The sequence below is a fragment of the Paludisphaera sp. genome (genome assembly GCF_037189885.1).
Taxonomy (GTDB): domain Bacteria; phylum Planctomycetota; class Planctomycetia; order Isosphaerales; family Isosphaeraceae; genus Paludisphaera.
This window is the reverse complement of sequence record NZ_JBBCIR010000019.1, coordinates 36349-62832: the sequence shown is the minus strand read 5'-3', so window position 1 is coordinate 62832 and position 26484 is coordinate 36349. Positions and strand designations below refer to the sequence as shown.

Sequence of the window (26484 nt, the reverse complement as noted above, 5' to 3'; positions counted from 1 at the left end):
CGTTCCGTCCCTCCGCGGATCGTCGCTGAGACGACGCCCCCCGCGCGAGCAATTCGTTACGACATCGGGCCGAACCCTCGTCCCCGTCCGACCCGTCGCGCGCCCGTCATCCGGGGCGCCGAGGGCCGGCGCCGCGCCCGCGCGGCGTCGGGACGCGCGGGGATTCCATCCGCGTAACCGTCGAAGAAATCACGAGGAAGATCATGGGACGTCATTCCCCCATCTCCCGGGTCGAGGATCTGGCCCCGGCGGAGGTCGCGGGCCGCGCCTGGCCTCGTCGCCGGCGCGGCGGGCGAGGCGTGGGCCTCGCGGATCCGGTCGATCGCAAGGCCATGCAGCTCTGCCACCAAGTCGCCGTGACGCTCAACGAGGTCCTCGCGGATTGCGCCGACCCGGTGTTGCAGGGCCTGCAAGTCGTCAACGTCGAGCCCGCGCCGGACGCCTCCCGGCTGTCCGTCGCCCTGGCCTGCGACGACGACCAGGCCCTCTCTCGCGTCGAGGACCACCTGGCCCGCGCCTCCGGCCACCTCCGCGCCGAGGTCGCCCAGGCCGTCACCCGCAAGCGCGCGCCGATGCTGGTCTACCACATCGCCGCCGCCCCCGGCTGACGGGGAGGCTCCAGACGGAGTCGCGGCCGCCGGATTGGAATCGATCCGGCGGCCGATTTCGTCCCCCCTCCCGCCGGGGGGGGGCTCGCGATTTATGCTCGCCGGGGGAGCGGCGCGGCGATCACGCCTTCGGCGGGTTCAGCGGCGGGATGTCGTCCAGCGGGTCGATCTCGGCATCAGGCATGGGCTTCGGCTCGACCCGGGGCTTCGCCGGCAGCGGCGTGTTGTCCGGGCGCGCGGGGCGCGGGTCGGGGATGGCGCTGGGGAGGTCCTCGTCGTTGGCCGGCGGCGAGGTCCGGGGCGCCGGGCGGGCCTCCGGGAGCGGGTCCAGGTCGTCGGCCTCGTAGGGCTCGGGCCGGATGACGCGGGGACGCGGACGGACGGGCCGGTCGGTGGCCCGGGGCTTCGCGCCCTCGACGATCGGGGCGTCCCCCTCGATGATGATGGTCTCGTCCTCGATCACCTGGCCGGGGACGATGGGGACCGGGTAGGCCGTCTTCTCGGAGAGGAGGGCCTGGAGGATGCCGACCTCGCCCGTGACGGGGAGCGTGCTGTTGACGGCCAGGATCTCGCCGACGGAGACCGCGCGGCCGTAGTAGTGCATGTTCGCCCGCCAGTCGATCTGGAGCGTCCCCCCCTCGGCCGAGACGCCGGCGAAGACGCCCCGGCTGTTGGAGTAGGAGAGGATCTCCGACTTCAAAGCCACGTCGGTCGCGGCCTCGAACCGCTTGCCGGCCGGCCCGGCCGCCACGCCCACGTCGACGCCCAGGGTCAGCTTGTCGCGGCCCTTGATGAATCGGTCCAGCCCGCGCTGGGTCTGGAAGACCAGGATCAGGTCGGTCTTCTGGGCGCCCGCCTGGAGGCCGAAGCTGCCGCCGACCAGGTGGATGAACACCGGGTTGCTCCACGAGCCGTCGGGCTGGCGGACCATCAGCAGGCCTCGGCCGAACCGCGCGCCGACGACGAAGCCGGCCTTGAACATGTTCGGGACGATGACGATCCCCCGGGCCTCGCGCATCACCAGCCGGGGCATCCCGGTCTTGGGGTTGCGCGTCACCTCGCTCATCGCCTGGATCGACTGGCCGATCACGACGTCGGGCGGCTTCTGCGCCCGCGCCGTCGTCGGCGCGACGAGTCCCAGGCCCAGGCCAAGCCCCAGGCCCAACAGGGCGAGTCGAAGTCGGTTCGGGGTCCGCGTCATGGTTTGTTCTCGCTGCGCCTTCGCGATGGCCGCCACGCTCCCGAGTCGTCGACGCGGGCGCGGCGGGGTCATCGGCGGCTTCTACAGCCGATCGGGTTTTTCGTCAAGATGAGCAAGCCTCGTGCCGACGGGGCGGCTAGACGATCCCCCCGTCCCCGTCGCAGTAGCAGGCGTCGGACCCGTACTTGTGCCACTCTTCCCGCATGGCGGTAAGTTCTTCCAGGCGGGCGAGGACGGCGTCCCGGCCCTGGTAGGCCCGGCCGTCGTCGACCAGCGCCGGGGGACGCGCCCCCGCCGGCAGGCCTTCGTGGTCGGGGTCGGCCGTCGCGACCACGACCACCTCATGGGCCAGCGCCGAATCCTGGAGGGCCCGCCGAAGTTCCCGGCCCGTCGGGTCGTGGGCCGTCGTGTACAGCGTCAACATCGCCGCGACTCCTGGTTGGACGTTCCGCGCCCGGTCCATTATAGGGGCGGCCGCCGGGAGGAGGCGGGAGACGTCGAGGGCGCTTCGGGCCGAGCGTCGCGGGCGTCAGCCGACCGGGACGAGGTAGCTGACCAGCTTCCGGATCCGGCCCTCGCGCATCTCGAAGACGTCGCGGAAGGCGAGGTCGACGACGGCGCCGTCCGAGCGATGGGCTCGCACGCTCCCCTCCGCGATCACCACGTCGCGCTCCTCGGTCAGCCGGGAGACGGCGATCTCCGGGAGCCCCGAGAAGCCCTCGCCCTCGATGTGGCCGTCGAACGCGTCCTTGCCCTGGATGCGGAAATGGCCGGGGATTTCCCACTCCACGTCGTCGGTCAGGCACGCCAGGATCCGGGCGTGGTCGCCGCGGCGGAAGCCTTCCATGTATTCGTCGACGACCTGCTTGTTCGGGCTCATGGCTCTCTTCCCCCGGCCGGAGTCATCGGATGATGCGGAGATCCAACGGCGCGTCGTCGCGGGCGATCGGCGGGCGGACGCGGGGGTCGGACAGGGCGTCGTCCATGCGGAGCGGGGTCCGGCCCTCCGGCCGCGCGACGCGCGTCGGCGGGTCCTCGCCGGCCGCCAGCGCGGCGCGGCGGTCGGCGTACTCCTCGTAATGCAGGTCGAGGATCCGATGCATCTCCACGATGGCCGGCTCGACCTCCTGGGCGCTGTGGCCGCTGGAGACGACCAGCTCGGACATGGCGCCGTCGAGGTGGGCGCTCATGTAGGGGACGACGCCGTCGCCCCCCTCCGGCAGCGGCTCCCTGCCGTCGTGGCCGATGATCGAGTGGAACGGGATGTCCTCGCGCATCTGTAGTTTGGAGATCGCCTGGAGCACCGGGTTGGACAGGCCGAGCTGCGCGACGCTGGTGGCGTAGCGGCGGTTGCGGAAGTCCCAGCCCACGTCGTCGCCGCCGTTGAGCTTCGCCAGCGCCCCCTGGATGTCCACCACCTCCTTCGGCACGCGGATCAGCCGCGAGGCGATCCGCCCGACCCAGGCGTCCCCCATCGGGCTGCCGTGGTGCGGCGTCGCCACGAAGACCACCCGGTCGACCGTCGGCACCGGCGCGAAGAACATGGAATCCATCAGCATCCGCTTCGGCTCGTCGGCCAGGACGATCTGGTCGGGCGACTTGTTCGACGCCGCCTTCCAAAGCTCGTCGCGGCTGTCCGTGACCATCAGCCGCGAGAGCAGCCCCCCCATGCTATGGCCGACCAGGACCATGTGGTCGAGCGCCGGGTCGTCGAAACCGGGGTCGAAGTCGTCGCGGATCGAGACCAGCGACGACCGCAGCCGCGCGGCCGAGGTCAGGATGGGGTTCCCGGTCGAGTAGAAGAACATCCAGAATTGATAGCGCTTGCGCAATTCCGGGTCGCCGCGCAGCTCGTTGATGGCGTCGGCCCAGCCGCTGGGGCTGGACATCAGGCCGTGGACGAAGACGACGGGGATCTTGCCCGGCTGGTACGGGTCCATCATGAAGATGCCCGTCCGGCCGTCGTACTCCGAGGGATAGAGGACGCCCAGGCGGCCGACGAGGTCGAGGTTCCCCTCGTGGAACTGGCGGGCGACGCCGATGGTCATGTCGTAGGCCATCGGCATCGGCGGGCGGCCGTCGGGCGCCCAGAGCATGTCGGGGTCGGCGACCGGGTCGTGCAGCTCCAGCACGGCCGGCGGCTCCCCCGCGCGGCCGGGGCGGAGGACGGCCGACGCCGACCGGAAAAGTTGGGCCGGGAAGTGCCGCTCCGACGGGTCCGTCACGTCGACGGCCCCCTCGATGGTCCGATCGCGGGCCTCGACGGGGCGCGCCATGCGGATCACCACCGGCGCGCCGATCCCCCCGCGCCCCATCGCCTTGCGGAAGCCCTTCACCTCGAACTCCCGCGAGGGGAGGACCTCCTGCCAGAGCGCCGCGTCGTGGATCCCGACCCGGCCGGACACCCCGACGCCCGACTGCCGCAGCGCCTCGGCCCAGCTCACGCCCTTCTCGGACTTGGATCGGCGGTCGGCCGACAGCAGCATGTACTCGATCGCGCGGCGGTAGGCGTCGCGGGCGTCGGCGTGGACGGGCGAGGGGTCGACCGCGTCTCCCCCCTCCGCGACGACCGGCAGAGCCTCCAGAGCGGCGTCGCGGAAGTAGCCGACGGCCCATCGCGCGTGCTTGCGGTCCAGCTCCATCCCGGTGCGGATCAGGGCGTGAGCCCGGACGTTCCGCGCCGGGGCGTTGGCGGACGTCGCGACGACGTCATGCGTCTCGCGCCCGATCACCGACTTCTGATGGACGACGATCGACGCGCAGCCCCCGGCCGACGCCGCCCACGCGCACGCCGCCAGCAGCAACCAGGCCCCGCGCCCCCGTCGCATCATCCCGGATTCTCCCCCCGGCGGCGGATCGCCGCGATCGACATGAATTCGGGGGGATCATAGCCGCCTCCGCGATCCTGTCTGCGCCAATCCGCCCGGCCCGACTCGGAGGCGACGCGCGGGGAGGACCGGCCGACACAAGGCCCGAGGCGAGACGGCACCGCCGATCCGTCACGAGGCCTCCGAAGGGCGTCCTCCGCGAATCAATCTCCTCGGCGATATGCGGCGCTTGAGACCATTCCAGCATTGTTGCGTGATCGAGGGCGGATGGCTCAGGTATCGAAACTGGCCGCGATCAAGGCCGTGGAAGCCGAACGCCTGCTCGGGATCGAAGTCGGGGCCCCAGTCGGCCAGCTTGTATTCCACGGCGAAGCGCCGGGCGACCTCCATCGGCGCGACCCGACATCCCGCTTCTTCCCATGCCTTCACGTGCGTCCGGCAGCACCACAGGTCTTCCGGCTTGTTGTCCCGGTTGAATGGGGCTCGTTTCCCCACCTCCAGCCACCTCCTGGATCGCAGCGAGAAGCCACCATTCCCGACCCGGCGTCGATAGCTCGGGAACGGGATCGACAGGGGCCACATGCTCCGCCATGGGGCCCCGATGTAGTCATATTCGAGGAAACCTTCGTCCCAGGCGTCGGGGTTCTTCGCCCACCCGTCCCATTGCACGACGATGCAGAAGTCGGTTTCGATGTGATCGGCCAGCGAGTGCAGGATGAATTGAGAGTACCGCGACCTAAGCGGGCCCCGCGGCTTCTGGACCACCAGCCCGTCGTGATCGTCGACCGCGTCCGTGATGAGCAGCTTCGTCACGGGCCTCGGGATGCAGGCGGCCGTCCGGTGGATGGCCTCCGCGTGCGGGTCCAGGCGATAGCCGTCCGTGATGGCGACGACCGTGATCGATGGCGGTGTATCCATTTTGTCCCCTGCCACCGCTCGCCGGCGGCCAGTCTCCCGCTACTTCGAGGAGCCCGATCGTTCGAAGTCTGACCTGTATCCAGTCATCCGCCTATGGTGAGACCGTCGCGGGCTTTTGCGGCGAGTCGTCGGGGCACCCAGAACCCCCTGATCGGATTCTGACCCTTCCTCCGTCGCCGATGGGGCTACTTCTCGGTTCCGGTGAGAACTCGGACGAGCCGCCTCAGGGCGTCGCGGCGGCGACTGGACTGGATCCGAGCATTGCTCAAGGGGATTCTCCGCCCTTGAGCAGCAGGGCTCGGAACTTGCTCAAAGCTCGCAAGACAATCCTGGACTCGATGCCTCGGCCGTACCCCGGGCCAACGGCCGTTCGGAGGAACGAAAGTGGGATCATATCGCCGAAATTCTTGACTGTTTTCTCCACCGCGTCCAGGAGCTTGAGGTTTTGCTCAAGCACGCGACCGTCGCTTAGACAGGCATCCAGCTGGAGGTCGATGCAGCCGACGCCGGAATGTTCAATATTTGATAGCCATTCGCGAAATTGCTTCGTCATAATGCTGCGCGGATCGTAGTCTTGCCTGTGCACAATGAATTCATTTGACATCAGCTTGACAATGGCTTCAATCAAGGAGTCATGGAGAAGAATTGTACGCCCATCGAAATCCAGGTACGAATGGCCCATTTTGCCTCTCCAGCGTCGGAGGGGAGGAAGGGACCTGGAGCCGATCGAGGAACATCTGGTGTCGGTTGAGACTTTGACACCGGACGATCCCGCCGCGCGGCAAGGATCGCATGCCATGATGCGTCGATCGCCGCCTCAGCGGAGCGGCTTGATCCGCGCGTTGCGGATGAAGATGGGCTCGTTGTCGCGGCTCAGGTGCTGGAAGCCGATGTGCCCGGAGTGCGGGCGATCCTTCAGGGGCGGGGCCTCGCTGCCGTCGTGCCTCCGGGTCGGGCGGACCTGCGCGGCGAGGTCGACATCCTGGATGACGCGGTCGTTGAAGGTGACCTTCAGGTGGCTCCCCTTCAACTCGATCCGGCAGGAGTTCCACTCGGTCGGCCGGTAGACCTGCTCGGCCGGGGCGAGGGCGCGGTAGATGGCGCCGGTCAGCTCGGCCTCGGTCGCGCCGGGGTTGTAGCGCAGGTCGGCGATCTGCATCTCCATCGCCTCGAAGGCCGGGTCGCCGTCCAGGGGCGTCCGCAGGGCGACGCCGCTGTTGCCGCGCTCGGTGAGCTTGATCTCGAACTCCAGGACGAAGTCGTCGTACTGCTTCTCGCTCACCAGCCACGTCCCGCGACGGTCGCCGGCGCGGAGGACGCCGTCCTTCACCGTCCATTCGCTGTCGGGACCGGCCTCGTTCCCCAGGTCGTCCCAGGCCCTGACGAGCCATCCTTTCGGCGCGCCCTCGTCCGGGAAGAGCGGGGCGAAGCCCTCCTCGCCCGGGGCGGGCGCGGCGGCCAGGATCAGGGCGAGGCAGGCGGCCAGGGTCGGCGGGAGGGGTCGGCGCATCGGTGTCGTCCTTTCGAGGCGGCGTCTCAGGGGGCCGGCGGCATGGCCTGCTCTTGCTGCTCCTGGAATGCCTTCGGGCCGATGATGTGCAGGCCGACGCCGCGCCCGTCGGGGGTGATGACGAACAGCGGGAGGCCTCGTTCCAGGTCGTGGTCGCGGAGCGCGGCGAGGAACCCGAGGACGTTGCCGACGCGCGCCTCGCCGACGGCGATGATCCACATGCCTGGGCGCAGGCCGGCGTTGAAGGCCGGGCCGGCGGAGACCACGCGGTCGACCTCCACGATCGTCCGTGGCTTGCCGTCGGGGCCGGGGGCGTCCGACTCCTTCACGCGGAAGCCCAGCGGGGCGATCTCGGGGTTGGTGGGGCTCTCGGCCAGCGTCACTCGCGCCGATTGCTCGGCGCCGTCGCGGTAGAAGTCCACCGGCGCCTCGATCCCCGCGCCAAGCTCGGCGGTGACGTAGCGCAGGCCGGTCGGGTCGTGGACCTTGCGGCCGTCCAGCGCGGTGATGACGTCGCCGGCCCGGATCCCGGCGCGGGCGGCGGGCCCGTCGGGGATCACGCCGCCGACCACCACGCCCTCCACGTCGGCCGGCACCTTCAGCGCCTTCGCGGCCTCGCCGTCCAGGGGTTGCAGGGCGATGCCCAGGAAGCCCCGCGTCACCTTGCCGTCCTTGATGAGCGCCTCGACGATCCGGCGCGCCAGCGACGACGGGATGGCCAGCCCGATCCCCTCGTAGCCGCCCGACTGCGTGATGATGGCCGTGTTGATGCCGACGATCCGCCCGGTCAGGTCGACGAGCGGCCCGCCGGAGTTGCCCGGGTTGATGGCGGCGTCGGTCTGGATGAACGACTCGTACTCGGCGATCCGCAGGTCGTTGCGCTCGGTGGCCGAGACGATGCCGACCGTGACCGAGTGGTCGAACCCCATCGGGCTGCCGATCGCCAGCACCCAGTCGCCGATGTCCAGCTTGTCGGAGTCGCCCCAGCTCGCCGCGGTCTTCAGCTCGGTCTTGACCTGGAGCACGGCGAGGTCCGTCTTCGGGTCGGCGCCGACCAGCCGCGCCTGCACGTCGTCGCGGGGGCCGAGGCGGACGATGATCGTCTCGGCGTCCTGGATGACGTGGTTGTTGGTGACGATGTAGCCGTTCTCGGCGTCGATCACCACGCCCGACCCAAGCTCGCTGCGGCCCCCCTCGTGCGTCGGGGGCGCCCCCAGCGGCAGGCCGTGACGGCCCAGGCCGCCGCCCCCCCGGAACGACCGGACGTTGACCACCGCCGGAGAGACGGCCGCCGTCGCCAGCCGGAACAGCCGCGACGCCTGGCCCACCGCCCCCTGGTCGTCCAGCTTGGCGAGCGCCGCCGAGGCCGCCTCGGCGCGCCCGGCCTCCCAGGCCCTCCCGGCTCGCTCGGCGACGAACGGCACGCCGTACACCGCCAGCACCGCCAGGCTCAACAGCGCCAGGATCATGGCGAACCCGCGGCGCAGCGGCGGCGTCGTCGGCCTCGGCGGCGGAGCGTCGTACCCGTACCCATCATCCGGCAATTCGTCCGACGCCATGCCCCACGCGCCCCCGCTCCAGGATCCCCCGAGGCGAGCAAGCCCCGCCGCGGTAAGCCATTGTGGGGGGCGCGGGCGGCGAAATCAACGGAGCCGACGGGCGAGCCGGCCGCCTTCTCAGGGGGTTCGCGGCGGGAATCGCTCCGGGTGGCGTTCCGCGTACTTCTGATAGGCCGCCACGGCCCGCTTGATCGGCGCCGCCTTCAGCCGAGTCCCCCGATGGCTGTAATAGTGGACTTCGTCCCCCTCGTCGGACTCGTCCGAGTCGACGACGTGGGGATGGACCTGCCACCAGGAATGCGACTCCACCCAGTGACTCCGGATGTACGCTTCGGCCTTCTCCAGCGACGAGGCGACGTGGAACTGGACCGAATCGACCCGTGACGAGTGCGACGGCCCCATGATCTCGTAGTGCATCACGACCCAGACGATCCGCTCGCGACGGGGCATGGGATTCCTCCCGGACATCCATCAAGGATTGCCGGTCGACGGCCGCCTTGCCCCCCGGCCCTGATCTCGGTCATCGCGCCATCCGCCATGCGCTCCAGGAGCGCCCGGGACTCCGGCCGCGCGAACAGCTCGTCCCAGCGGTGATCGGACTCGATCGCCTGGAGCATGATCGCGGCCAGGGCCTCCTGGTCGGGCTCCGGAAGGCGTCGAGCCTTGTCGATGGCTTCGTCGAGGAGTCGAGACATCGGGATATGCCCCCGGTCATGGATCGTTTTGGACGGTCCATCATAACGTCCTTCCCCCCTCGCGGGGGAAGGTGGCCCGAAGGGCCGGATGAGGGGGAAGACAAGCGAGACGGCCTCTGGTGTTCGCGGAGGTCAACCGGGCGGGCCTTCGAATTTCCACTAGCGCCCGTGCTGGTCGTCCCCCTCTCCTGACCGCTTCGCGGTCTGTCCTCCCCCGCGAGGGGGGAAGACGTCGGAAGGAACGGTCTTCTTCCCTCGTCCCGATGCGGCCCGATCGGCTATCCTTTGGGCTCGCGATAGGCGGGAACAACCGGGAGACGTCGACGATGAGCGAGCGGATCGTGATGCGGACGGGCGAGGCGCTGGTGGAGGGGGCCGAGGATTATCTGTGCGCCGAGCCGGAGGTCGTCATCGGCGAGCTGGACGGGCCGGTCGGCACGGCGCTGGCGACCCTGATGGGGGACCAGGTGAAGGGGCACACGAAGGTCTTCGCCATCCTCAACAGCGACGTCCAGGTCCGCCCGGCGACCCTCATGGTCAGCAAGGTCACGGTCAAGGACGCGAAGTACACCAACATCCTGATGGGCACCGTCCAGGCCGCCATCGCCCACGGGGTCCTCGACGCCGTCCGCGCCGGCGACATCCCCAGGGAGAAGGCCGACGACCTGGGCATCATCTACTCGGTCTGGCTCGACCCGTCGGTGCTGGACGTCCAGACGGTCGACCACAAGGCCCTGTTCGACGTCCATCGCGAGGCCACGCTCAAGGTGATCCGCAAGGCCCTGCGCCGCGAGCCCTCCATCGACTGGCTGCTGGAGAATCAGGACAAGGTGGAGCACTACTTCCACAAGCTGGGCCTCGACGGCGAGCTTTGACCGATCCGTGCGCCGTCATCCCGCGGGAGGCCGCCCGTCGCCACTGCCTTCGCCGTCGCCGGTGTCGTTGAGGAGGACGCGGCTCCGGGGGAGGAAGCGGCCCCCCTCGTGGCGCTGGAGGAAGGCGACGAGGCCCTCGCGGACGCGGCATCGCAGGTTCCAGTTGTCGCTCGGGTTGGCCGAGCTGCACAGGGCGCGCAGCTCGACCGAGCCCTCCTTGCAGTCGGTCACCTGGAGGATCGGCGGCACGGCGCGGTCCCATTCCTCCGACTCCTCCATCAGCCGACGGAATTCCTCGCGCACGGCCTCGACGTCGACGCGGTAGTCGGCGTGGATCATCAGCGGCTGGATCAATTGCTGGGTCTTGCGCGACCAGTTCTGGACCGGGTTGTCCAGGAAGTAGGCGATCGGCGCCACGATCCGCCGCCCGTCCCACGTCCGCACCACCAGGTAGATCAGCGTGATCTCCTCCACCCAGCCGAACTCCCCCTCGAAGATCACCGCGTCGCCCGACTTCACCGGCTGGGTCAGGGCCAGCAAGAGGCCGGCGAACAGGTTCCCCAGCACGCGCTGGGCGGCGATCCCCAGGATCAGCCCCGCGACCCCCGCCGAGGCCAGCACCATCACGCCGACCTGGCGGAACCACTCGAACCGGCTGAGGGCGAAGATCCCCCCGACGAGGAAGACGGCGAACGTGAGGACGTGGCGGACCACCTCGATCCGCGTGATCAGGACGTTCGCCTCGTCGGTCTGCAAGCCCGAGTATCGCGAGCAGATCCGCTCGGAGAGGAACGCGATCAGCCGCCGCAGGAACCAGACCAGGCTCACCACCAGCACCGCGATGCACAGCGGGTCGAGCACGGTCATGATGGGCCCGGAGAGGCCCAGCGACGACCTCGCGAGGAAGTAGAACGTCCAGAGCCCCAGGACCATCGACCCGGGCCCCTGCAGGGCCTCGATGATCGTCCGCAGCCAGGGGGCGTCGATGCGGGCCAGCAGGGCCAGCACCTTCTCGGTCAGCCAGCCGAGCAGCGCCCCCGCGACCAGGAAGATCGCGAAGCCGATCCACTGCCAGAGCCAGACCTTGGCGACCCTCACGCGCTTCAGCGCCGTGGGGATGTACCGCTCGATCCGCGAGGGGCCGAATTCGGCGTGCAGGGCCGGGATGTGCTTGACCGTCTGGCCGGAGAAGACCCAGGCGGGGTCGCCGTCGGCCGGCTTGAGGCGCTCCAGCCGGATCTCGTAGTCGCGGTCGCCGATGAACAGCGCCCCCAGCTTGATGTTCGAGCGCGGCCCGTCGGCCCCCTCGGACATGCGCTTGAGGCTCGCCTCGTCGAGCTGGCCGTCGGGGCGGTCCGGGATCGCGTCCCAGCGGAACCAGACCTGACGGTCCATCACGTCCTTGAGCCGTCGGGCCAGGGCCGCCCCCTCCAGCGCCTGGCGATCGATCGGGGTCGCGTTCAGGTTGAGGGCGTGCGCCGCGGCCCCGTAATCGCCGCGCTCGCACGCGTCGATGAACGTCTCCAGCGCGGCCTGGGGCGTGCCCAGGTCCACCCCCTCGGTGTCCGGCAGCCCGGCGTTGAGGCGTTCCACCTCGGTGTAGTTCGATTGGTCGCTCGGCCCGGCCTTCGACTCGGCGGCCGGGAGGATCTGGCCCGGCGGCAAGCCGAGGAAGAACGCGAGGACGGGGGCGAAGCAGGCGCGGGCGTCGATCATGTTCGGGTAATCCGTCGCGACTCCTGGCGATCCTCCTGAAGGCACGCCCGGGACGGAGGCATCCCCCGTGCCGCCCCGATCGGCCGACGACCCCGACGGACGCCGTCGTCGGCACAAGATTTGTTGGCCCGTCACGCCCAATGGAGCGGCGCGCGCCGCCAGGTCGATCGGGCCGGGGGACGACGGGGAGGAGGGCGCATGGGAGCCGCGAGCGCGATCGAGCGGGAGACGTTCCAGACCGACGTCCCCGCGCGGATGGACCGCCTGCCCTGGAGCCGGTGGCACTGGCGCGTCGTCCTGGCGTTGGGCGTCACCTGGATCATCGACGGCCTGGAGGTCACGCTCGTCGGCGCCGTCGCCCCGATCCTGGAACGTCGCGAGACCCTGGGGTTCAGCAGCACGCAGAACGGCCTGCTGAACACGGCGTACCTCGTCGGGGCCGTCTCCGGGTCGCTGGTCTTCGGCTACCTGACGGACCTGTGGGGCCGCAAGAAGCTGTTCACGCTGACGCTGGCCATCTACCTGACCGCCGCGTTCCTGACGGCCTTCTCCTGGGACTTCTGGAGCTTCGCCTTCTTCCGATTCTTCACCGGCGCGGGGATCGGCGGCGAGTATTCGGCGATCAACTCGGCCATCGACGAGCTGATCCCGGCGCGGGTGCGCGGCCGCGTCGACCTGGCGATCAACGGCACCTTCTGGCTGGGCGCCGCCGGCGGGTCGCTGGCGACCATCGTCCTGCTGGACCCGGCCTACTTCCCGATCAACGTCGGCTGGCGCATGGGCTTCGCGATCGGCGCCCTGCTCGGCCTGGTCGTCATCTTCTTCCGCAACTCCATCCCCGAGAGCCCGCGATGGCTGATGACGCGCGGGCGCAAGGACGAGGCCGAGCGGATCGTCGCCGACATCGAGCGCCGCATCGAGGCCGACCCGGCCGTCGGCAAGCTCCCGGCGGTCGACCGCACGATCACGATCCGCCCCCACGGCCCGGTCGGCTTCCGCACGATCGCCTCCACCATGCTCCGCAAGTACCCCAAGCGCAGCGTGCTGGGCCTGGCGATGATCATGTCGCAGGCGTTCCTCTACAACGGCGTCTCGTTCGCCTTCGCCATGATCCTCGCGAAGTTCTACGGCATCCCGGAGCAGCGCGTCGGCCTGTACCTGATCCCCTTCGCGCTGGGGAACTTCCTGGGGCCGCTCCTCCTGGGACGATTCTTCGACACCGTGGGCCGCAAGCCGATGATCATCGGGACCTACACGGTCTCGGCCGCGCTGCTGGTCGTCTCCGGTTTCCTCTTCGATCGAGGCGCGCTCACGGCCGAGACCCAGACGCTCATCTGGGGAGTGATCTTCTTCTTCGCCTCGGCCGCCGCCAGCTCGGCCTACCTGACCGTCAGCGAGATCTTCCCGCTGGAGCTGCGCGGGATGGCGATCGCCCTGTTCTACTCGACCGGCACGGCGCTCGGGGGGCCGATGGCCTCCTGGCTGTTCGGGTACCTGATCGATCACGGCCAGCGGATCTACGTCTTCTACGGCGACCTCCTCGCGGCGGCGATCCTCCTGGCGGCGGCCGTGGTGGTGGCCCTCTTCGGGGTGAAGGCCGAGGGCGCCTCGCTGGAGGACATCGCCGAGCCCCTGTCGACCGTCGAGCAGTCCAACGCCCCCGCCCCGGCCTGATTCGACGATCCCGACGCGACGGGCGCGGGCCTTGCTGGGATTACCGGCGGGCCGGGCCGAGGCTCGGCATGACCGACAACCGACGACATCAGGGAGTCGACGCCATGTCCGACGCCAAGAACCGGAACGATTCGACGAGCAGCGGCCAGGGGGCGCTGGGGATGGGCGGCCAGCCGTCCGACGACCCGAGGGACGCCAGGAGCGGCGGCGGCAAGCTCGATGACGATCGCGGCGGCGGCACCGGCCCCGTCCCCGGCGCGAGCGGTCGGGGCCAGAAGGACTACTCCGGCGGCAACGTCGCGGGCGTGAAGGGGGACAAGGCCGTCGACGAGGCGATCCAGAACGAGGCCGAGGGGCGCGACTGAGCACGCCGGCCCCCCTCCTTCCCCACGCGGCCACCGGCCGGGCGCCGTGCCGGCCGGCGGCCGCGACGATTTCAGGAGACCCGCGACGCCAGCCCGCTCGTCGCCCCGCGGTCGACGCCCTCGGGGCGGCCCGTCGCCCGGCCGTGGGACCGGCCTTCGGACAGACGCCGGGCGCACCAGTAGTCGACCGCCGTGATGCCGGCGACGACCGCGATGGCCGCGGCGAGGTTCCCCTTCCTGGGGTTGCTCGGCGTCATGCCCGAGCCGAGCGCCGCCAGGTCGAGCGCGTCTCCGGCGACGCGCGCCCACATCCCGGCGGTGGGCCGGTCCGAGGCGAGCACCGCCACGCCGGTCGCGATCTCGCGCGCGCCGAAGGCCCGGAACACCAGCGCCTGGTCCGGCATCCCGAGCGCCCGGCCCACCTGCTTCCCGGCGACCGCCTCGACGACCCCGAGCCCGATGCTGAACCACCCCATCGCCCTCGCCACCTTCATCTCATCCATCGTCCGTCTCCTTGCTCTTCATGTTGGAACGCGAGCCTTCGGCCTACGAGGTAGCAAACCTCGGGCCTCGACCCGGCCGGGCGGCGGCGCGCGGATTGCCTCGACAAGATCACGACGCGTTCAATCGATCCGAGTAACCCCAACGGGAGGCGAATCATGGCCGCCAACAAGATGACCGAGAAGATGTCGGATTCCAGCGCCGACGTCGGTATCGACCCGCCGAAGAAGGGCGACAAGTTCCGTTGCTCGTCCTGCGGGATGGAGCTCCAGGTCACGACCGACTGCGGCTGCAAGGACCCGGGCCACGTCCACTTCCATTGCTGCGGCAAGGAGTTGGAGAAGTCCTGACCGGACGGCCGGCAAGCGATCCCACCCCGCGAGGGGGAAGACGTTCATGAACGCCCTTCCCCCCTGGAGGGGGAAGGTGGCCCGAAGGGCCGGATGAGGGGGGGACGAGCAGGGTGGCGGACGGAGCGCGCGAGGGCTTCCCCAACGGCCGACTGCCCGCGTGTCGAGTCCCGAATTCCGAAGCGTCGCGGGCAACCCCCCCCTCATCTGACCGCTTCGCGGTCTGTCTTCCCCCTCCAGGGGGGAAGACCGAAAGTGAACCCTCCTCCGCTCCGCTCAATCCCGATTCGCCATCACGGGAAGGCTCACCCCTCGTCGGAGGCTCCTCGCCGACGGCGGTCGGGGAGGGTACGCTCGGGGCGACAGGCTCGTCGGCTTTCCGGACGAGCCCCGCCGCGCCGAGAAGAGGACGTACCCATGAACATGCCCCGGATATCCGCCCTCGTCGCCCTCATGCTTTCGGCCGCCGGCCCGGCGGCGACGGCCGACGATCCGCCGCCGGACGCGCCCGGTCGACCCGAACGGCCGGTGCTGGTGGGGAACGTATTCCCACACATGACCGTGAAGGCGCCCGGCGTGGGGAGCGAGAGCGAGACCGGCATCGGCGCGATGATCCCCTGGGCCGATCGCCTCTGGGCCGTCGGCTACGTCGCGCACATCAAGGGAGACGGCATCGGCCTGTACGAGATCGGCGAGGATCTGTCGTTCCGGATGCATCCCGAGTCCGTCACGGGCACGTTCGCCAACCGGCTCGTCCACTGGGATTCGAAGCAGGCGATCATCGGCCCCCACGTCATCGACCCGGAGGGGAACGTCCGGACCTTCCCGGAGTTGAAGAAGCACCGGCTGACCGCCACGGCGCGGCATCTCGTCGACCCGGCGAACAAGGTCTACTTCCTGACGATGGAGGGCCTGCTGTTCGAGGCCGACGTCCGCACGCTGGAGGCGCGGCAACTGGCCGACCTCGTCGCCGAGCTGAACATCCCCAAGGGGGCGCAGCCGCACTTCAAGGGGGCGCACACCGCGCAAGGGCGGCTGGTGGTCGCCAACAACACGTATGAGGAGCCGGAGTTCCTCGGCGAGCGCGCCGGCGGGCGGCTGGCCGAGTGGGACGGCGAGACCTGGACCGTCCTGGAGGAGAACCCGTTCATCGAGGTCTCCGGCAAGCAGAACCCCGCCATCGGCCGGCGGTACGGCAACACGCTCTACGCCGTCGGCTGGGATCGCGCGTCGGTCATCTTGCGCGTCCTGCACGACGGCCGGTGGAAGCGGTATCGCCTGCCCCGGGGATCGCAGTCCTGGGACCACACCTGGAACACCGAATGGATGCGCATCCGCGAGGTCCAGACCGAGCGCTACCTCATGGACGCCTTCGGCATCTTCTACGAGCTGCCGTCGATGGTCTACAACGACCACGTCTGGGGGATCCGCCCCATCTGCAAGCACCTGCGCATCTGCCCGGACATGACCTACTGGCGGGGGTTGCTGGTGCTGGCCGGCGATCAGGTCGACAACGCCGTCGGCCAGCCGCAGTCGGGCTTCTGGTTCGGCAACGTCGACGACCTCTGGCGGTGGGGCAAGCCCAGCGGCTGGGGCGCCGTCTGGTGGGAAGAGCCCGTCGAGGCCGACGCCCCCTCCGACCCGTTCCTGATGACCGGCTTCGACAAGAAGGTGCTCCACCTGACGCACTCGGCCGACGAGGAAGTCACCTTCACCGTGGAGGTCGACTTCCTCGGCTCGGGATCATGGAAGCCGTACAAGACGATCGCCGTCCCCGCCGACGGCTACGCGCACCACGAATTCCCCGACGCCTACAGCGCCCACTGGGTCCGCGTCCGCGCCGACCGCGCCTGCCGGGCGACCGCCTCGTTCGCGTACAACTGAGGCGCGCCGGGGGCCGTCAGGTGGCCGGCGGCGGCTCGGCCGTCTTGAGGCAGATGACGGTGTCCCCGGTCGCGGCCTGGAGCGTCGCGTCGTCGTGCTGGGTGTGCACATCGCCGTTCGCGCGGACGACGAAGACCGGCGTCAACGGCTCGGGGCTCGTCCGCAGGTCGTCCAGCTTGAACTGCTCCGTGAGCTTCGTCACCCGGATGCACTTCTCCCGCCTCGCGCGCTCGGGGTATTCGTCGAGCCACCGCCGGATCGTCGTCGAGCCGAACCGACGCCCCCCCTGCCTCGCGCCGGCGGACTGGTCCGTGGAGTCCTGCTTCTCCGGCGGCGCCTGGTACACGTTCTCCGGCCCCAGCCGCTCCTGCAACGTGAGGCAGGCCAGCGCGTTCGCCTCGTCGTTCGGGCTCGCGGCGACGAGGCGGCGGAACGGCGCGAGGTCGATCCGCTCGAAGAACTCGCGCGAGACCACGTTGCCCCGGTGCGCCGGGACCCCGGCCAGCCGAGCCCTGGCGATCGGCCCGGGGTTGGCGTCCACCACCAGCACGTCCACCCCCAGGTCGGCCAGCTCCTTCGCCAGCGCCACCAGGCCGGGCCGCGCGTTGAAGAAGATCACCCCTTGCGGGTTCGCGATCCGGAGGCCCATCAGGCGGGCCCCCAGCGGCGCGGCGAGGCCGTAGAAGACGACCGTGCCGATGATGACCGTGAACGCGATCGGCACGATCCGCTGGCCGTCGGGGTAGCCCGCCGCGACCAGTTGCAGCGAGAAGACCGACGCGATCGACGCCGCCACGATCCCCCGCGGCGCCAGCAGGCAGAGCATCAGCCGGTCGCGAGTCTCCAGCGCGGAGCCCACCGTCGCCGCCGCCACCGCCAGCGGCCGGACGACACCGATGAGCAGGGCCACGAACATCAGGAGCTTCAGGTCCAGCTCGGCCCGCAGCTCGGCCCAGTCGAGCCGCGCGGCGAGCACGATGAACAGGCACGCGAGGATCAGCTGGACGAAGTACTCCTTGAACTCCAGCACGTGCCGGATCGAGACGTCCCGGGAGTTCGCCAGCCGGATGCCGAACACCGTCGCGGCGACGATCCCCGACTCCGGCTGGAGCGCCTCCGAAAGCCCGCTGATCCCCACCGCCGCCCCCAGCGCCGCGAGCGGCTGGAGATGGTAGGGGAGCAAACCCCCGCGCGCCGCCCGGCGGTACGCCGACCCGCAAGCCATCCCCATCAATACGCCCAGGAGGAACACCCGGGCGCTGAAGGCGACGATCGACGTGATGGCCGACGCGGTCGTCGGGGCGGCGAGCGCGGAGAAGACCAGCGCCGCGAACAGCACGCCGACGGGGTCGACGATGATCCCCTCCCACTTCGCGATGACCGGCGACTGGCCTCGGAGCCGGAGGAAGCGGACCAGCGGCAGGATCACGGTGGGCCCGGTCACGGTGAAGATCGCGCCCAGCACGGCCGCCAGCGGCCCGCTCAGATCCAGCAGGTAGTAGCCGAGCAGGCCGACGAGGGCGAACGTGATCAGCACGCCGATCGTCGTCAGCCGGATCACGACGTCCCCGGCGGCCCGGACCTCCCTCAGCCGCAGCCCCAGCCCCCCCTCGAACATCACGACCGCGATCGAGACCGAGACGATCGGCAGCAGCATCGGCCCGAACAGCGCGTCCGGGTCGAGCAGCCCCGTCGCCGGCCCGAGCACCAGCCCCGCGCCCAGCAAGAGCACGATCGAGGGGAGCCCGACCCGATCGGCGACGATGACCGAGGCCGCCCCCACGGCCACGATCATCGCGATGGCACTTCCGAAATCCGTGATCATCAACCCTGCCTGGGATCGGGGAGCCCTCGCCGACGAAGCCCCCGCTCCGTCCCCGCCGGGCGCGAAAGGAGGCCGATCCTAGCAAGCCCCGCGCCGTCGACCAGGGGAATTACCCCCGTGCCCCGGCCCTTCGCTGCCTGGGGATGATCGGCTCGTCCCCCGGCTGTGCCTCGTAGGGGGCGGCGAGGGCCCCTTCCGGGGTGATCAGCCCCAATTCGACGAGGCTGCGTCGAGCCTGGTCCTGCGACTTGTCGGCCCTGGCAAGCGCCAACGCCTCGTCGAACTCACCCAGGGTCGCCGGGTCGGCCTGGGCGGGCGAGCCCGGCGGGCGGATGCTTGTTGTCGCGCGCCCGACACCAGGCCGGTTTGAAGGCGTGTTCCCAGACATGCCGCACTTCCAGGGTTTTCTAGCGGTCAGCCATCCCGCCGCCACTTTCCCAAGTCTGGCGGATGACCTCCCAGATGGCGCGCATCGGGCCGGACACGGAGAAGCAGTCCTCAAGGTCGCGATCGTCCAGGCACGACCAGTATCGCACCGAGCTGGCATGGAGCCAGGGATTGGCCGTCAGGAGGGCGGCGAGGGATCGCCACCGCGGCGTCGCCCCGACCGAGGGCAGATTCATGTCCTCGACGCATTGGATGAGCACCTCCATGAGCGAGAACCGCTCGTCCTCGTCGAGTGATCCGGACGAATAGGCGTCGAGAAACTCACCGAACCGCGAGGCGTCGGCTACTTCCCATTCCCAATCCTGCATCGAATGTTCGTAGGGGAGGCCAAGGCGGCGGGCGAGCGACATTCGCGCGGCGGTCGTCGGCCAGCGTTGAGGGATGTCGGATGCCACCGGGAGGCCTCCTAGCGATCGGTGCGTGGACGGGAGGCCAGCCGATCCGCCGTCGCCATGTCGGTGCCGTGGAACCCGATCACGGTCCTGTGATAATCGGAATGGTCGATGACGCGAGGCGGCAAGATCGATTCCTTGAAAACCGAGATCAGGGTCGCCGTGCGAATTATACCGCGCCCCACCCCCTACTTCGATCGATCGCCCCATCTCCCCGCCGAGAAACCGCCGTTGACGGACCCGGCCGGTATGCCGGAAGCTGGGGAAGACGCATGGGCTTTCCGGGGATCGGTTTGGGCGCGAGCGAAAGGACCGGGCGGCGATGAAGGTCATGGTGCTGGGGCTGGACGGCGCGACCTGGGACATCCTGGGGCCGCTGGCCGCCGAGGGGCTCCTGCCCAATATCGAACGCCTGCGGAACCGGGGCGCCTCGGGAGAGTTGCGGTCGGTCTTCCCGCCGTTGAGCCCCGTCGCCTGGACGGGCGTGATGACCGGGAAGAACTCGGGCAAGCACGGCGTCTTCGAGTTCCTGGAGCACGACCACGACCCCATGAAGGGGAAGGTCAACTCCTCGCGCGCGATCCGGTCCGAGCTGCTCTGGGAGATCCTCGCCCGCCACGGCAAGCGGACCATCGCCGGCGGCGTCCCCATGAGCTACCCCCCGCGCCCGGCGAAGGACTTCCCCGGCTTCTACCTGGGCGACTTCCTCAGCCCGGAGGACGCCCCCGACTTCGCCAGCGACCCCGCCCTGTTCGCCGAGCTGGAACAGGCCGTCGGCCCCTATCGCGCGTGGTCGACGTCGATCCACGACGGCAAGAACGAGGAGGCCGTCGTCGACGACCTCACGGCGTTCCTCGACCAGCACCTCAAGACCATCGCGTTCCTCATGGGCCGGGTCCCCTGGGACCTGCTGATGTTCGACCTCATGGCCACCGACCGCTTCGGCCATGAACTCTGGCACGCCTGGGACACCGCCCACGCCGCCGCGAAGGGGGACGAGAAGCGCCTGGATGCCCTGCGGCCCAAGCTGCTGGAGTTCTGGAAGACGCTCGACCGCGGCCTGGGCGCCATCTTCGACAAGGCCGACGCCGACACGACGTTCCTGCTGATGAGCGACCACGGCTTCGGGCCGATCGAGCATTACGTCAACTTCAACGTCTGGCTGCTGGAGAAGGGGTACATCGCGCTGAAGCCGGGCCTCTACGTCAAGCAGAAGCACTGGTTCTACCGTCGCGGCGTGACTCCCCAGTGGTTCTACGGCCTGATGAGCAAGTGGGGGATGGCGAACCATCGCGTCACCCGGTTCCGCGGCAAGCAGGATAGCTGGATCGACCGCCTGGGCGAGAAGGCGTTCCTCTCGCGCGAGCACATCGACTGGTCGCGCACCCGGGCCTACGCGCAGGGGAACTTCGGCCAGATCTTCCTGAACCTCAAGGGCCGCCAGCCGCAAGGCTGCGTCGACCCGAAGGACGCCCGGGCGCTGCTGGACGAGATCAAGGCCGGCCTGATGGAGATCGTCGACCCGAAAACCGGCGAGCGGCTGGTGGAGCATGTCCACGAGGCGGCCGACCTCTACCACGGCCCCCACGCCGACCGCGCGCCGGACCTGACCGTCGTGCTGAAGGACTGGAAGTACCGGACGATCGGCCTCCACGACTTCACGACGCACGAGGTCGTCTCCCCCGCGTTCGGCCCGACCGGCGACCACCGCATGGAAGGCGTGCTGATCGCCGGCGGCCCCGGCATCCGCCCCGGCGCCGCGCCCCAGGGGGCGAACCTGCTCGACATCGCCCCGACGGTCCTGCGCCTGCTGGACCTGCCCATCCCCGCCGACATGGACGGCCGCGTCCTCTCGGAAGTCCTGACGCCCGAACTCGCCGCCACGGCCGAGCGCCGGGAAGACCGCGACGACTCCCCAGGCGCGGGGGACGCCCCCTCCTACGCCGAGGAGGACGAGGCCGCCATCCAGGCCCGGCTGGCCGACCTCGGATATCTTTGACGCCGGACGAAACCGCCGGCCCTCGCCCGGCACGATCCAATAGCGGGCTCGCTCGCGCGAATGCCATCGCATGAACACGCCGACGCCCCCTCCCCCGCCGCCGCCCGCCCGCATGGCCGACCTCGACGCCCTGCGGGCCGTCGCGATGCTGCTCGGGATCGCCGTCCATGCCTCGCTGTCGTTCTTCCCGTCCATGTGGATGGTGGCTGACAGCCGGCAAGACGGCTCGATCGGCGTGCTCTTCTCCGCGCTCCACGGCTTCCGCATGCCGACGTTCTTCGTCATGAGCGGCTTCTTCGCCGCCATGCTCGTTCAACGCCGGGGTCCCGGCGGGATGGTGAAGCATCGGGCCCGGCGCGTGCTGCTGCCGATGCTCCTGGGGCTGGTGACCATCGTCCCGCTCACGAACTGGGTCTCCTCGGTCGCCATGTCGGATGCCGCCTCGGGCTCGACGGTCGGCGGCCGTCCCGAGGCCGATGGGGCGACCACGCTCGGGGACGCCGCCGCCGCGGGCGACCTGGACGCGATCGAGAGCCACCTCGCGAGCGGGGATGACGTGGACGCTCCGGGCGGGGATTTCCGGATGACCCCGCTGCATCGCGCGGCGATCGCGGGCCGGGCCGAGGCCGTCGACCTTCTGATCCGCCGCGGCGCAACGGTGGACGCCCAGGCGGTCGACGGCGGAACTCCCCTGCACGCGGCGGCGTTCGTCGGCGAGGTCGCGGCCGTCTCCGCCCTCGTCGAGCATGGCGCGGACGTGAACGCCGTGAACCGGCGCGGGGCCACCCCGCTGGACAACGCGGTCGTCGACGCGCCGATGACCGTCTACTTCGCCTCCCTCCTCAAGCTGCCGCTGGACGAGGAGAACCTCGGCCCCAGGAAGGCAGAGATCGCCGAGACGCTGAGGGCCAGGGACGCGGGGCCGGGGCGACAGGCCAGCGTGATCGACCTGCTCACGCAAATCCCCGTCTTCGGGCACCTGTGGTTCCTGTGGTTCCTGTGGTGGTTCGCGCTGGGGCTCGCGGCCGTCGTCGCGGTCGCCGGCAGGCTGCCGCGCCTTCGCGTCCCGGCGTGGTTGGTCGCCCCGCCGGCCTGTTACGTCTGGCCGATCGCGCTGACGATGCTCCCGCAGATGTTCATGGGGGACGGCGGCGCCTCGCCGCTGTTCGGGCCGGATACCTCGACGGGCCTCCTGCCGATGCCGCGCGTCATGGCCTATTACGCGATCTTCTTCGCCTTCGGCGCGCTCGGCTACCGCCTCGACGCCCGCGCCGGGCGGGTCGGCTCGCGATGGTGGGCGCCGCTGTCGATCGCCCTGCTGGTCGCCTTCCCGTTGGGGATGGCCCTGACGATGGGCTGGCCCGCGCCGCTGGCCGACGCCCTCGCGGGGCTCGACCCGACGGCGAGGCGGGCGATCGCGGTCGCGTCGCAGGCCGCCTATCCGTGGCTGATGACCTTCGGCCTGATGGGGCTGTTCCGGCGGCTCTGCCCGGCCGAGGGCCGGACGATGAGGTACCTGTCGGATTCGGCCTACTGGCTGTACCTGGCCCACGTGCCCCTGGTCATCGCCGCGCAGCACGCGGCGCGGGACTGGCCGGCCCCGGCCTGGGCGAAGTTCACCATCATCGTCGTCGCCTCGACGGCCTTCCTGCTGCTGACTTACCAGGGGATGGTGCGCCACGCCTGGGTGGGCCGCTTGCTGAACGGCCCTCGCCCGCGGGCCGAGGGCGCGGGCTAGGTCGCGGCGGCTTCGACGCCGCCCATGGAGGCGACGACGGCCAGGATGGCGTCGGGGGGGACCGGCTTGACGAGGTGGTGGTCGAAGCCGGCCTCGTGGGAGAGGCGGCGGGCCTCGTCCTCGGCGTAGCCGGTGACGGCCACCAGCGGCAGGCGGGCCAGGTCCGGCCGCGCGCGGAGCTGGCGGGCGACCTCGTAGCCGGTCATGCCGGGCAGGCCGATGTCCATCAGCACCACGTCGAACCGCTCCGAGCCGGCGGCCTCGAGCGCCGACGGGCCGTCGTGCGCCACGCGGACGGAGTGCCCCTCGTATTCCAGGATCATCGCCAGGCTCTCGGCCGCGCCGACGTTGTCGTCGACGACGAGGATCCGCCGCGAGGGGGGGGGAGTCGGCGAGGGCGCGGCGCCGTGGCCGTTGGCCCCGGCGACGGCGGCGGGCGCGGCCGGGGGCTCCTCCTCGACGACCCGCAGGAGCGGCAGGCGGACGACGAACTCGGCGCCGCTCCCGGGCCCCTCGCTGAGCGCCTCGACGGTCCCGGAGTGCATCTCCACCAGGCGGCGGACCAGGTTGAGCCCCAGACCCAGCCCCCCCTCGGAGCGGGCGAGGGTCCGGTCGACCTGGGTGAAGACCTCGAAGACGCGGGTGAGCATCTCGACGGGGATGCCGATGCCGTCGTCGCGGACCCGGAAGGCGACGACGCCCCCCTCCACGCCGGCGGAGATCCGGATCGAGCCGCCGTCGTCGGTGTACTTGGCCGCGTTGTGCAGCAGGTTCGAGAGGACCTGGGCCATCCGGATCGGGTCGGCCGAGACCAGCGTCCGCGCCGTCGGGACGACGACCGTCAGCGCGTGGCCGCGGGCGTCGATCTCCGGCCGGGTCGTCTCCACGGCGGCGGCGACCACCGCGGCGACGTCGATCGGCTCGAGCTTCAGGGCGATCATCCCCCGGTCGATCCGCGCGATCTCCAGCAGGTCGCCCACGAGGTGCGCCAGCTGCGCCACCTGCCGGCCGATCACCTCGCGCGCCCAGGCGGCCGTCGCGCGGTCGTCGCCGCGCTGCTTCATCACCGTCACGGCGTTGCGGATCGGCGTCAGGGGGTTGCGCAGCTCGTGCCCCAGCATGGCGATGAACTGGTTCTTGCGGCGGTCGGCCTCGGCCAGGTCCGCGGCGTGGCGGCGCAGCTCGTCCTCCAGCACCCGCCGCTCGGTGAGGTCCAGGCAGAAGGCGACGACCGGCGCGCGGACGTCGGTCCTCGCGTCGTCCAGCCGCGCGAGCCCCAGCAGGATCGGCACGACGCGGCCGTCCTTGCGGCGGACCTCGATCTCGAACGGCGGGCAGCTCCCGTGGCGCAGGAGCTGGACGCGGCGGCGGCGCACCCAGCGGGGGGGGGCGTCGGCCGCCAGGCCCATCCAGTGGACGCCGCCGTCGATCAGGTCGTCGCGCGAGTAGCCCACCATGTCGAGGAAGGCGTCGTTGGCGTCGGTCAGCGCCCCGGTCATCTCGCCGAACGCCACGCCGAAGATGTTGGCCTCCACCAGCCGCCGCAGCCGGGACTCGCTGTCGCGGAGCTGCCGCTCGGCCGCCTGGCGCTGGCTCAGGTCGGTGGCGATGGCGAGGAAGCCCCGCAGCGTCCCCTCCGGGTCGCGCACCGCCGTCACGGCCAGCAGCACCGCGATCCGCGCCCCGTCCTTGCGCACCAGCGACCACTCCGAGACGTCGTGCCCGTCGCGCCGGGCGCGGTGGACCAGCGCCTCGAAGCCCTGGACGGGCCGCCCGGCCGCCGAGGCCTCCGCGCCGCGGGCGGCGATCTCGGCCGGGTCGTGCAGGATCAGCGGCGTCGCCCGGCCGATCATCTCGCCCGCGGCGTACCCCAGCATCCTCTCGGCGCCCGTGTTGAAGATCGTGATCAGCCCCCCCGGCTCGGTCGCCACGATCGCCGACTGGGTGGAGGCGTCGAGCATGGCGTTGAGCCGCGCGTTGATCTCGGCCTGCTCGCGCACGGCCCGGCGGCGCTCGGCGAACAGGCCGATCTGACGCCCCAGCGCCATGAGAACCTGCAACAGCGGCTCGTCGCGCTCCATCGGCTCGCGGCTGAACAGGGTCAGCACGCCCACCAGCGGGCTCTTCTCCGAGTCGGCCACCGGGATGACCACCACGCCTCGCAGGTCGCGAGGCGCCTCCGCCGCGCGGGGGGCGCCCCCCTCGGCCCGCGGCGGCACGATCTCGGAGACCCACGACGGCGCGCCGGTCGCCCAGACCCGCTCCATCGGCCCGGCGACGGCCGGCGGCGGCGCGAAGGGGACGTCTTCCCCCCACGACGACTCCACCCGCGCCGACGCCCAGGGGCGCCCCGCGAGCTTCGGGGCCTTCGCCTGCCGGTCCCACGCCCAGAACGCCGCCACGTCGAAGTCGAGCGTGCGGCCGATCGTCGCCAGCAGGTGCGGCATCGCCTCGTCCACCCGCGAGCAGTCGCCGAGGATCCGCATCACGGCGTACTGCGCCTCCAGCCGGCGCTCGGCCCGCTTCCGCTCGGTCACGTCCGACTGGACCGACAGGAAGTTGACCACGCGCCCGGCGGCGTCGTGGAGCGGGCGGATCTCCACCGCCGCCCAGTAGGGCCGGCCGCTCCTGGTGTAGTTGACGACCTCCGCCCGCGCCGGCTCCCCCGCCTTCAGCCGCTGGCCGATGTAGGCGCGGACGGCCGGGTCGGTCTCGGGGCCGTGCAGGACCGACGCCGGGGTCCGGCCCAGCACGTCGTCCGGCCCGTGGCCGGTGATCCGTTCGAAGCCCGCGTTGACCCACTCGATCCGCATGCGGGCGTCGGTGACGATGATCGCCTCCTCCGTCCGGTCGGCGAGCACCTGGAGCCAGCGGGCGTCCGGGCCGTCGGCCCGCGACGAGGCGGCCGGCCGTCGCGGCCGGGCCGACATGCCGGCCGCCGCGAGGCACGCCGCCGCAGCCTGCCCCGCGACCAGGGCCAGCCGCGGCCCCCCCCCCGACGGCCAGCCCAGCGCGGTCGCCAGCGAGTCGACGGCCGTCAGCCCCGCGAACGCCGCCAGCGCGCCGGCCGGCGCCCCCCGCCGGCGACCCCTCGCCAGCACCGCCGCGCAGGCCAGCCAGGCCGCGACGATCGCGACCGCCATGCGAGTCGTCACCAGCGCGCTCAACGTGGAGACCTTCCGCGTCGATTCATGGCGTCCGTCCGTGCAACCACGAGATATTGCCCGCCTGTCCGTGCTTCATGATGGCCTTCCCCGCGGGGGGAGGTGGCCCTAAAGGCCGGATCCGGATGTGGGGAGGACGAGCGGCGCCAGCCCTGGAGATTGAAGGGGCCTCGAGCCGCCGACCGCCCGCGAGCCGGGTCCCGAATCCCGGAGCGTCGCGGCAAGCCCCCCTCAT

General features: G+C 70.8%; 23 protein-coding genes. 8 read left to right on the top strand and 15 right to left on the bottom strand.

All coding sequences use genetic code 11. The features are described from left to right. Positions 1–203 precede the first annotated feature (203 nt). Positions 204–608 (top strand): ribosome-binding factor A, encoded by a 405-nt coding sequence (locus WG209_RS08025; RefSeq protein ID WP_337174507.1) that lies wholly within the window; start codon positions 204–206, stop codon positions 606–608. A 121-nt stretch (positions 609–729) separates the two neighbouring features. Here the strand turns inward: WG209_RS08025 and WG209_RS08020 are convergent, their stop codons facing one another. From WG209_RS08020 to WG209_RS07980, 9 genes are all read right to left on the bottom strand, one after another. Then, positions 730–1809, bottom strand: coding sequence for a YSC84-related protein (locus tag WG209_RS08020; RefSeq protein ID WP_337174506.1), 1080 nt, complete (start codon positions 1807–1809; stop codon positions 730–732). A 136-nt stretch (positions 1810–1945) separates the two neighbouring features. Next, positions 1946–2233 (bottom strand): hypothetical protein, encoded by a 288-nt coding sequence (locus WG209_RS08015; protein WP_337174505.1) that lies wholly within the window; start codon positions 2231–2233, stop codon positions 1946–1948. A gap of 105 nt (positions 2234–2338) precedes the next feature. Next, entirely contained in the window at positions 2339–2689 is a 351-nt protein-coding gene (locus WG209_RS08010) for a nuclear transport factor 2 family protein (RefSeq protein WP_337174504.1), read from the bottom strand. Positions 2690–2711: 22 nt separating this feature from the next. Beyond that, positions 2712–4640 (bottom strand): alpha/beta fold hydrolase, encoded by a 1929-nt coding sequence (locus WG209_RS08005; RefSeq protein WP_337174503.1) that lies wholly within the window; start codon positions 4638–4640, stop codon positions 2712–2714. Positions 4641–4808: 168 nt separating this feature from the next. Then, positions 4809–5555: a DUF5672 family protein gene (locus WG209_RS08000; RefSeq protein ID WP_337174502.1), complete on the bottom strand. Its 747-nt coding sequence runs from the start codon at positions 5553–5555 to the stop codon at positions 4809–4811. A gap of 265 nt (positions 5556–5820) precedes the next feature. Next, positions 5821–6237, bottom strand: coding sequence for a hypothetical protein (locus WG209_RS07995; RefSeq protein WP_337174501.1), 417 nt, complete (start codon positions 6235–6237; stop codon positions 5821–5823). Positions 6238–6372: 135 nt separating this feature from the next. Next, entirely contained in the window at positions 6373–7065 is a 693-nt protein-coding gene (locus tag WG209_RS07990) for a DUF1080 domain-containing protein (protein WP_337174500.1), read from the bottom strand. A gap of 26 nt (positions 7066–7091) precedes the next feature. After that, positions 7092–8624: a trypsin-like peptidase domain-containing protein gene (locus WG209_RS07985; RefSeq protein WP_337174499.1), complete on the bottom strand. Its 1533-nt coding sequence runs from the start codon at positions 8622–8624 to the stop codon at positions 7092–7094. 117 nt (positions 8625–8741) lie between these two features. Further along, on the bottom strand, positions 8742–9074 hold the full coding sequence (locus WG209_RS07980) for a hypothetical protein (protein ID WP_337174498.1): 333 nt from the start codon (positions 9072–9074) through the stop codon (positions 8742–8744). A 571-nt stretch (positions 9075–9645) separates the two neighbouring features. Here WG209_RS07980 and fae point away from each other — a divergent pair. After that, positions 9646–10194: a formaldehyde-activating enzyme gene (fae, locus tag WG209_RS07975; RefSeq protein WP_337174497.1), complete on the top strand. Its 549-nt coding sequence runs from the start codon at positions 9646–9648 to the stop codon at positions 10192–10194. Between the two features lie 15 nt (positions 10195–10209). On the opposite strand, the gene WG209_RS07970 is transcribed toward fae, so the two are convergent. Further along, positions 10210–11910 (bottom strand): mechanosensitive ion channel family protein, encoded by a 1701-nt coding sequence (locus WG209_RS07970; protein WP_337174496.1) that lies wholly within the window; start codon positions 11908–11910, stop codon positions 10210–10212. 198 nt (positions 11911–12108) lie between these two features. Here WG209_RS07970 and WG209_RS07965 point away from each other — a divergent pair, with 198 nt between their 5' ends. Together WG209_RS07965 and WG209_RS07960 are read left to right on the top strand one after the other, a co-directional pair. Then, positions 12109–13584 carry an MFS transporter gene (locus WG209_RS07965; protein ID WP_337174495.1) on the top strand — a complete coding sequence of 492 codons (1476 nt, stop codon included), beginning with the start codon at positions 12109–12111 and terminating at the stop codon, positions 13582–13584. 104 nt (positions 13585–13688) lie between these two features. Further along, the gene (locus tag WG209_RS07960) at positions 13689–13949 is read left to right on the top strand and encodes a hypothetical protein (RefSeq protein WP_337174494.1); all 261 of its coding nucleotides are present in this window, start codon (positions 13689–13691) and stop codon (positions 13947–13949) included. 71 nt (positions 13950–14020) lie between these two features. Here the strand turns inward: WG209_RS07960 and WG209_RS07955 are convergent, their stop codons facing one another. Next, entirely contained in the window at positions 14021–14452 is a 432-nt protein-coding gene (locus WG209_RS07955) for a hypothetical protein (RefSeq protein WP_337174493.1), read from the bottom strand. Between the two features lie 156 nt (positions 14453–14608). Between WG209_RS07955 and WG209_RS07950 the strand changes: the two genes are divergently transcribed. Next, positions 14609–14800: a hypothetical protein gene (locus WG209_RS07950; RefSeq protein WP_337174492.1), complete on the top strand. Its 192-nt coding sequence runs from the start codon at positions 14609–14611 to the stop codon at positions 14798–14800. A gap of 417 nt (positions 14801–15217) precedes the next feature. Next, the gene (locus tag WG209_RS07945; protein WP_337174491.1) at positions 15218–16684 is read left to right on the top strand and encodes a hypothetical protein; all 1467 of its coding nucleotides are present in this window, start codon (positions 15218–15220) and stop codon (positions 16682–16684) included. Positions 16685–16700: 16 nt separating this feature from the next. Here WG209_RS07945 and WG209_RS07940 read toward each other — a convergent pair whose 3' ends face one another. The 3 genes from WG209_RS07940 to WG209_RS07930 all read right to left on the bottom strand — a co-directional run bounded on the left by WG209_RS07940 (position 16701) and on the right by WG209_RS07930 (position 19351). Beyond that, complete coding sequence (locus WG209_RS07940) at positions 16701–18479, bottom strand: cation:proton antiporter (protein WP_337174490.1); 1779 nt, start codon at positions 18477–18479, stop codon at positions 16701–16703. A gap of 139 nt (positions 18480–18618) precedes the next feature. Next, positions 18619–18897, bottom strand: coding sequence for a hypothetical protein (locus WG209_RS07935; RefSeq protein ID WP_337174489.1), 279 nt, complete (start codon positions 18895–18897; stop codon positions 18619–18621). 19 nt (positions 18898–18916) lie between these two features. Beyond that, the gene (locus WG209_RS07930) at positions 18917–19351 is read right to left on the bottom strand and encodes a hypothetical protein (RefSeq protein WP_337174488.1); all 435 of its coding nucleotides are present in this window, start codon (positions 19349–19351) and stop codon (positions 18917–18919) included. Positions 19352–19670: 319 nt separating this feature from the next. Between WG209_RS07930 and WG209_RS07925 the strand changes: the two genes are divergently transcribed. Both WG209_RS07925 and WG209_RS07920 read left to right on the top strand, forming a co-directional pair. Next, a complete protein-coding gene (locus tag WG209_RS07925; protein WP_337174487.1) occupies positions 19671–21347 on the top strand; it encodes an alkaline phosphatase family protein in 1677 nt (558 codons plus the stop codon). Positions 21348–21417: 70 nt separating this feature from the next. Continuing rightward, positions 21418–23085, top strand: a complete 1668-nt coding sequence (locus tag WG209_RS07920) for an acyltransferase family protein (protein ID WP_337174486.1) — start codon at positions 21418–21420, stop codon at positions 23083–23085. Here WG209_RS07920 and WG209_RS07915 read toward each other — a convergent pair. Further along, the gene (locus tag WG209_RS07915; RefSeq protein ID WP_337174485.1) at positions 23082–26252 is read right to left on the bottom strand and encodes a PAS domain S-box protein; all 3171 of its coding nucleotides are present in this window, start codon (positions 26250–26252) and stop codon (positions 23082–23084) included. The two genes, WG209_RS07920 and WG209_RS07915, sit on opposite strands and share 4 nt — an antisense overlap. Positions 26253–26484 lie beyond the last annotated feature (232 nt).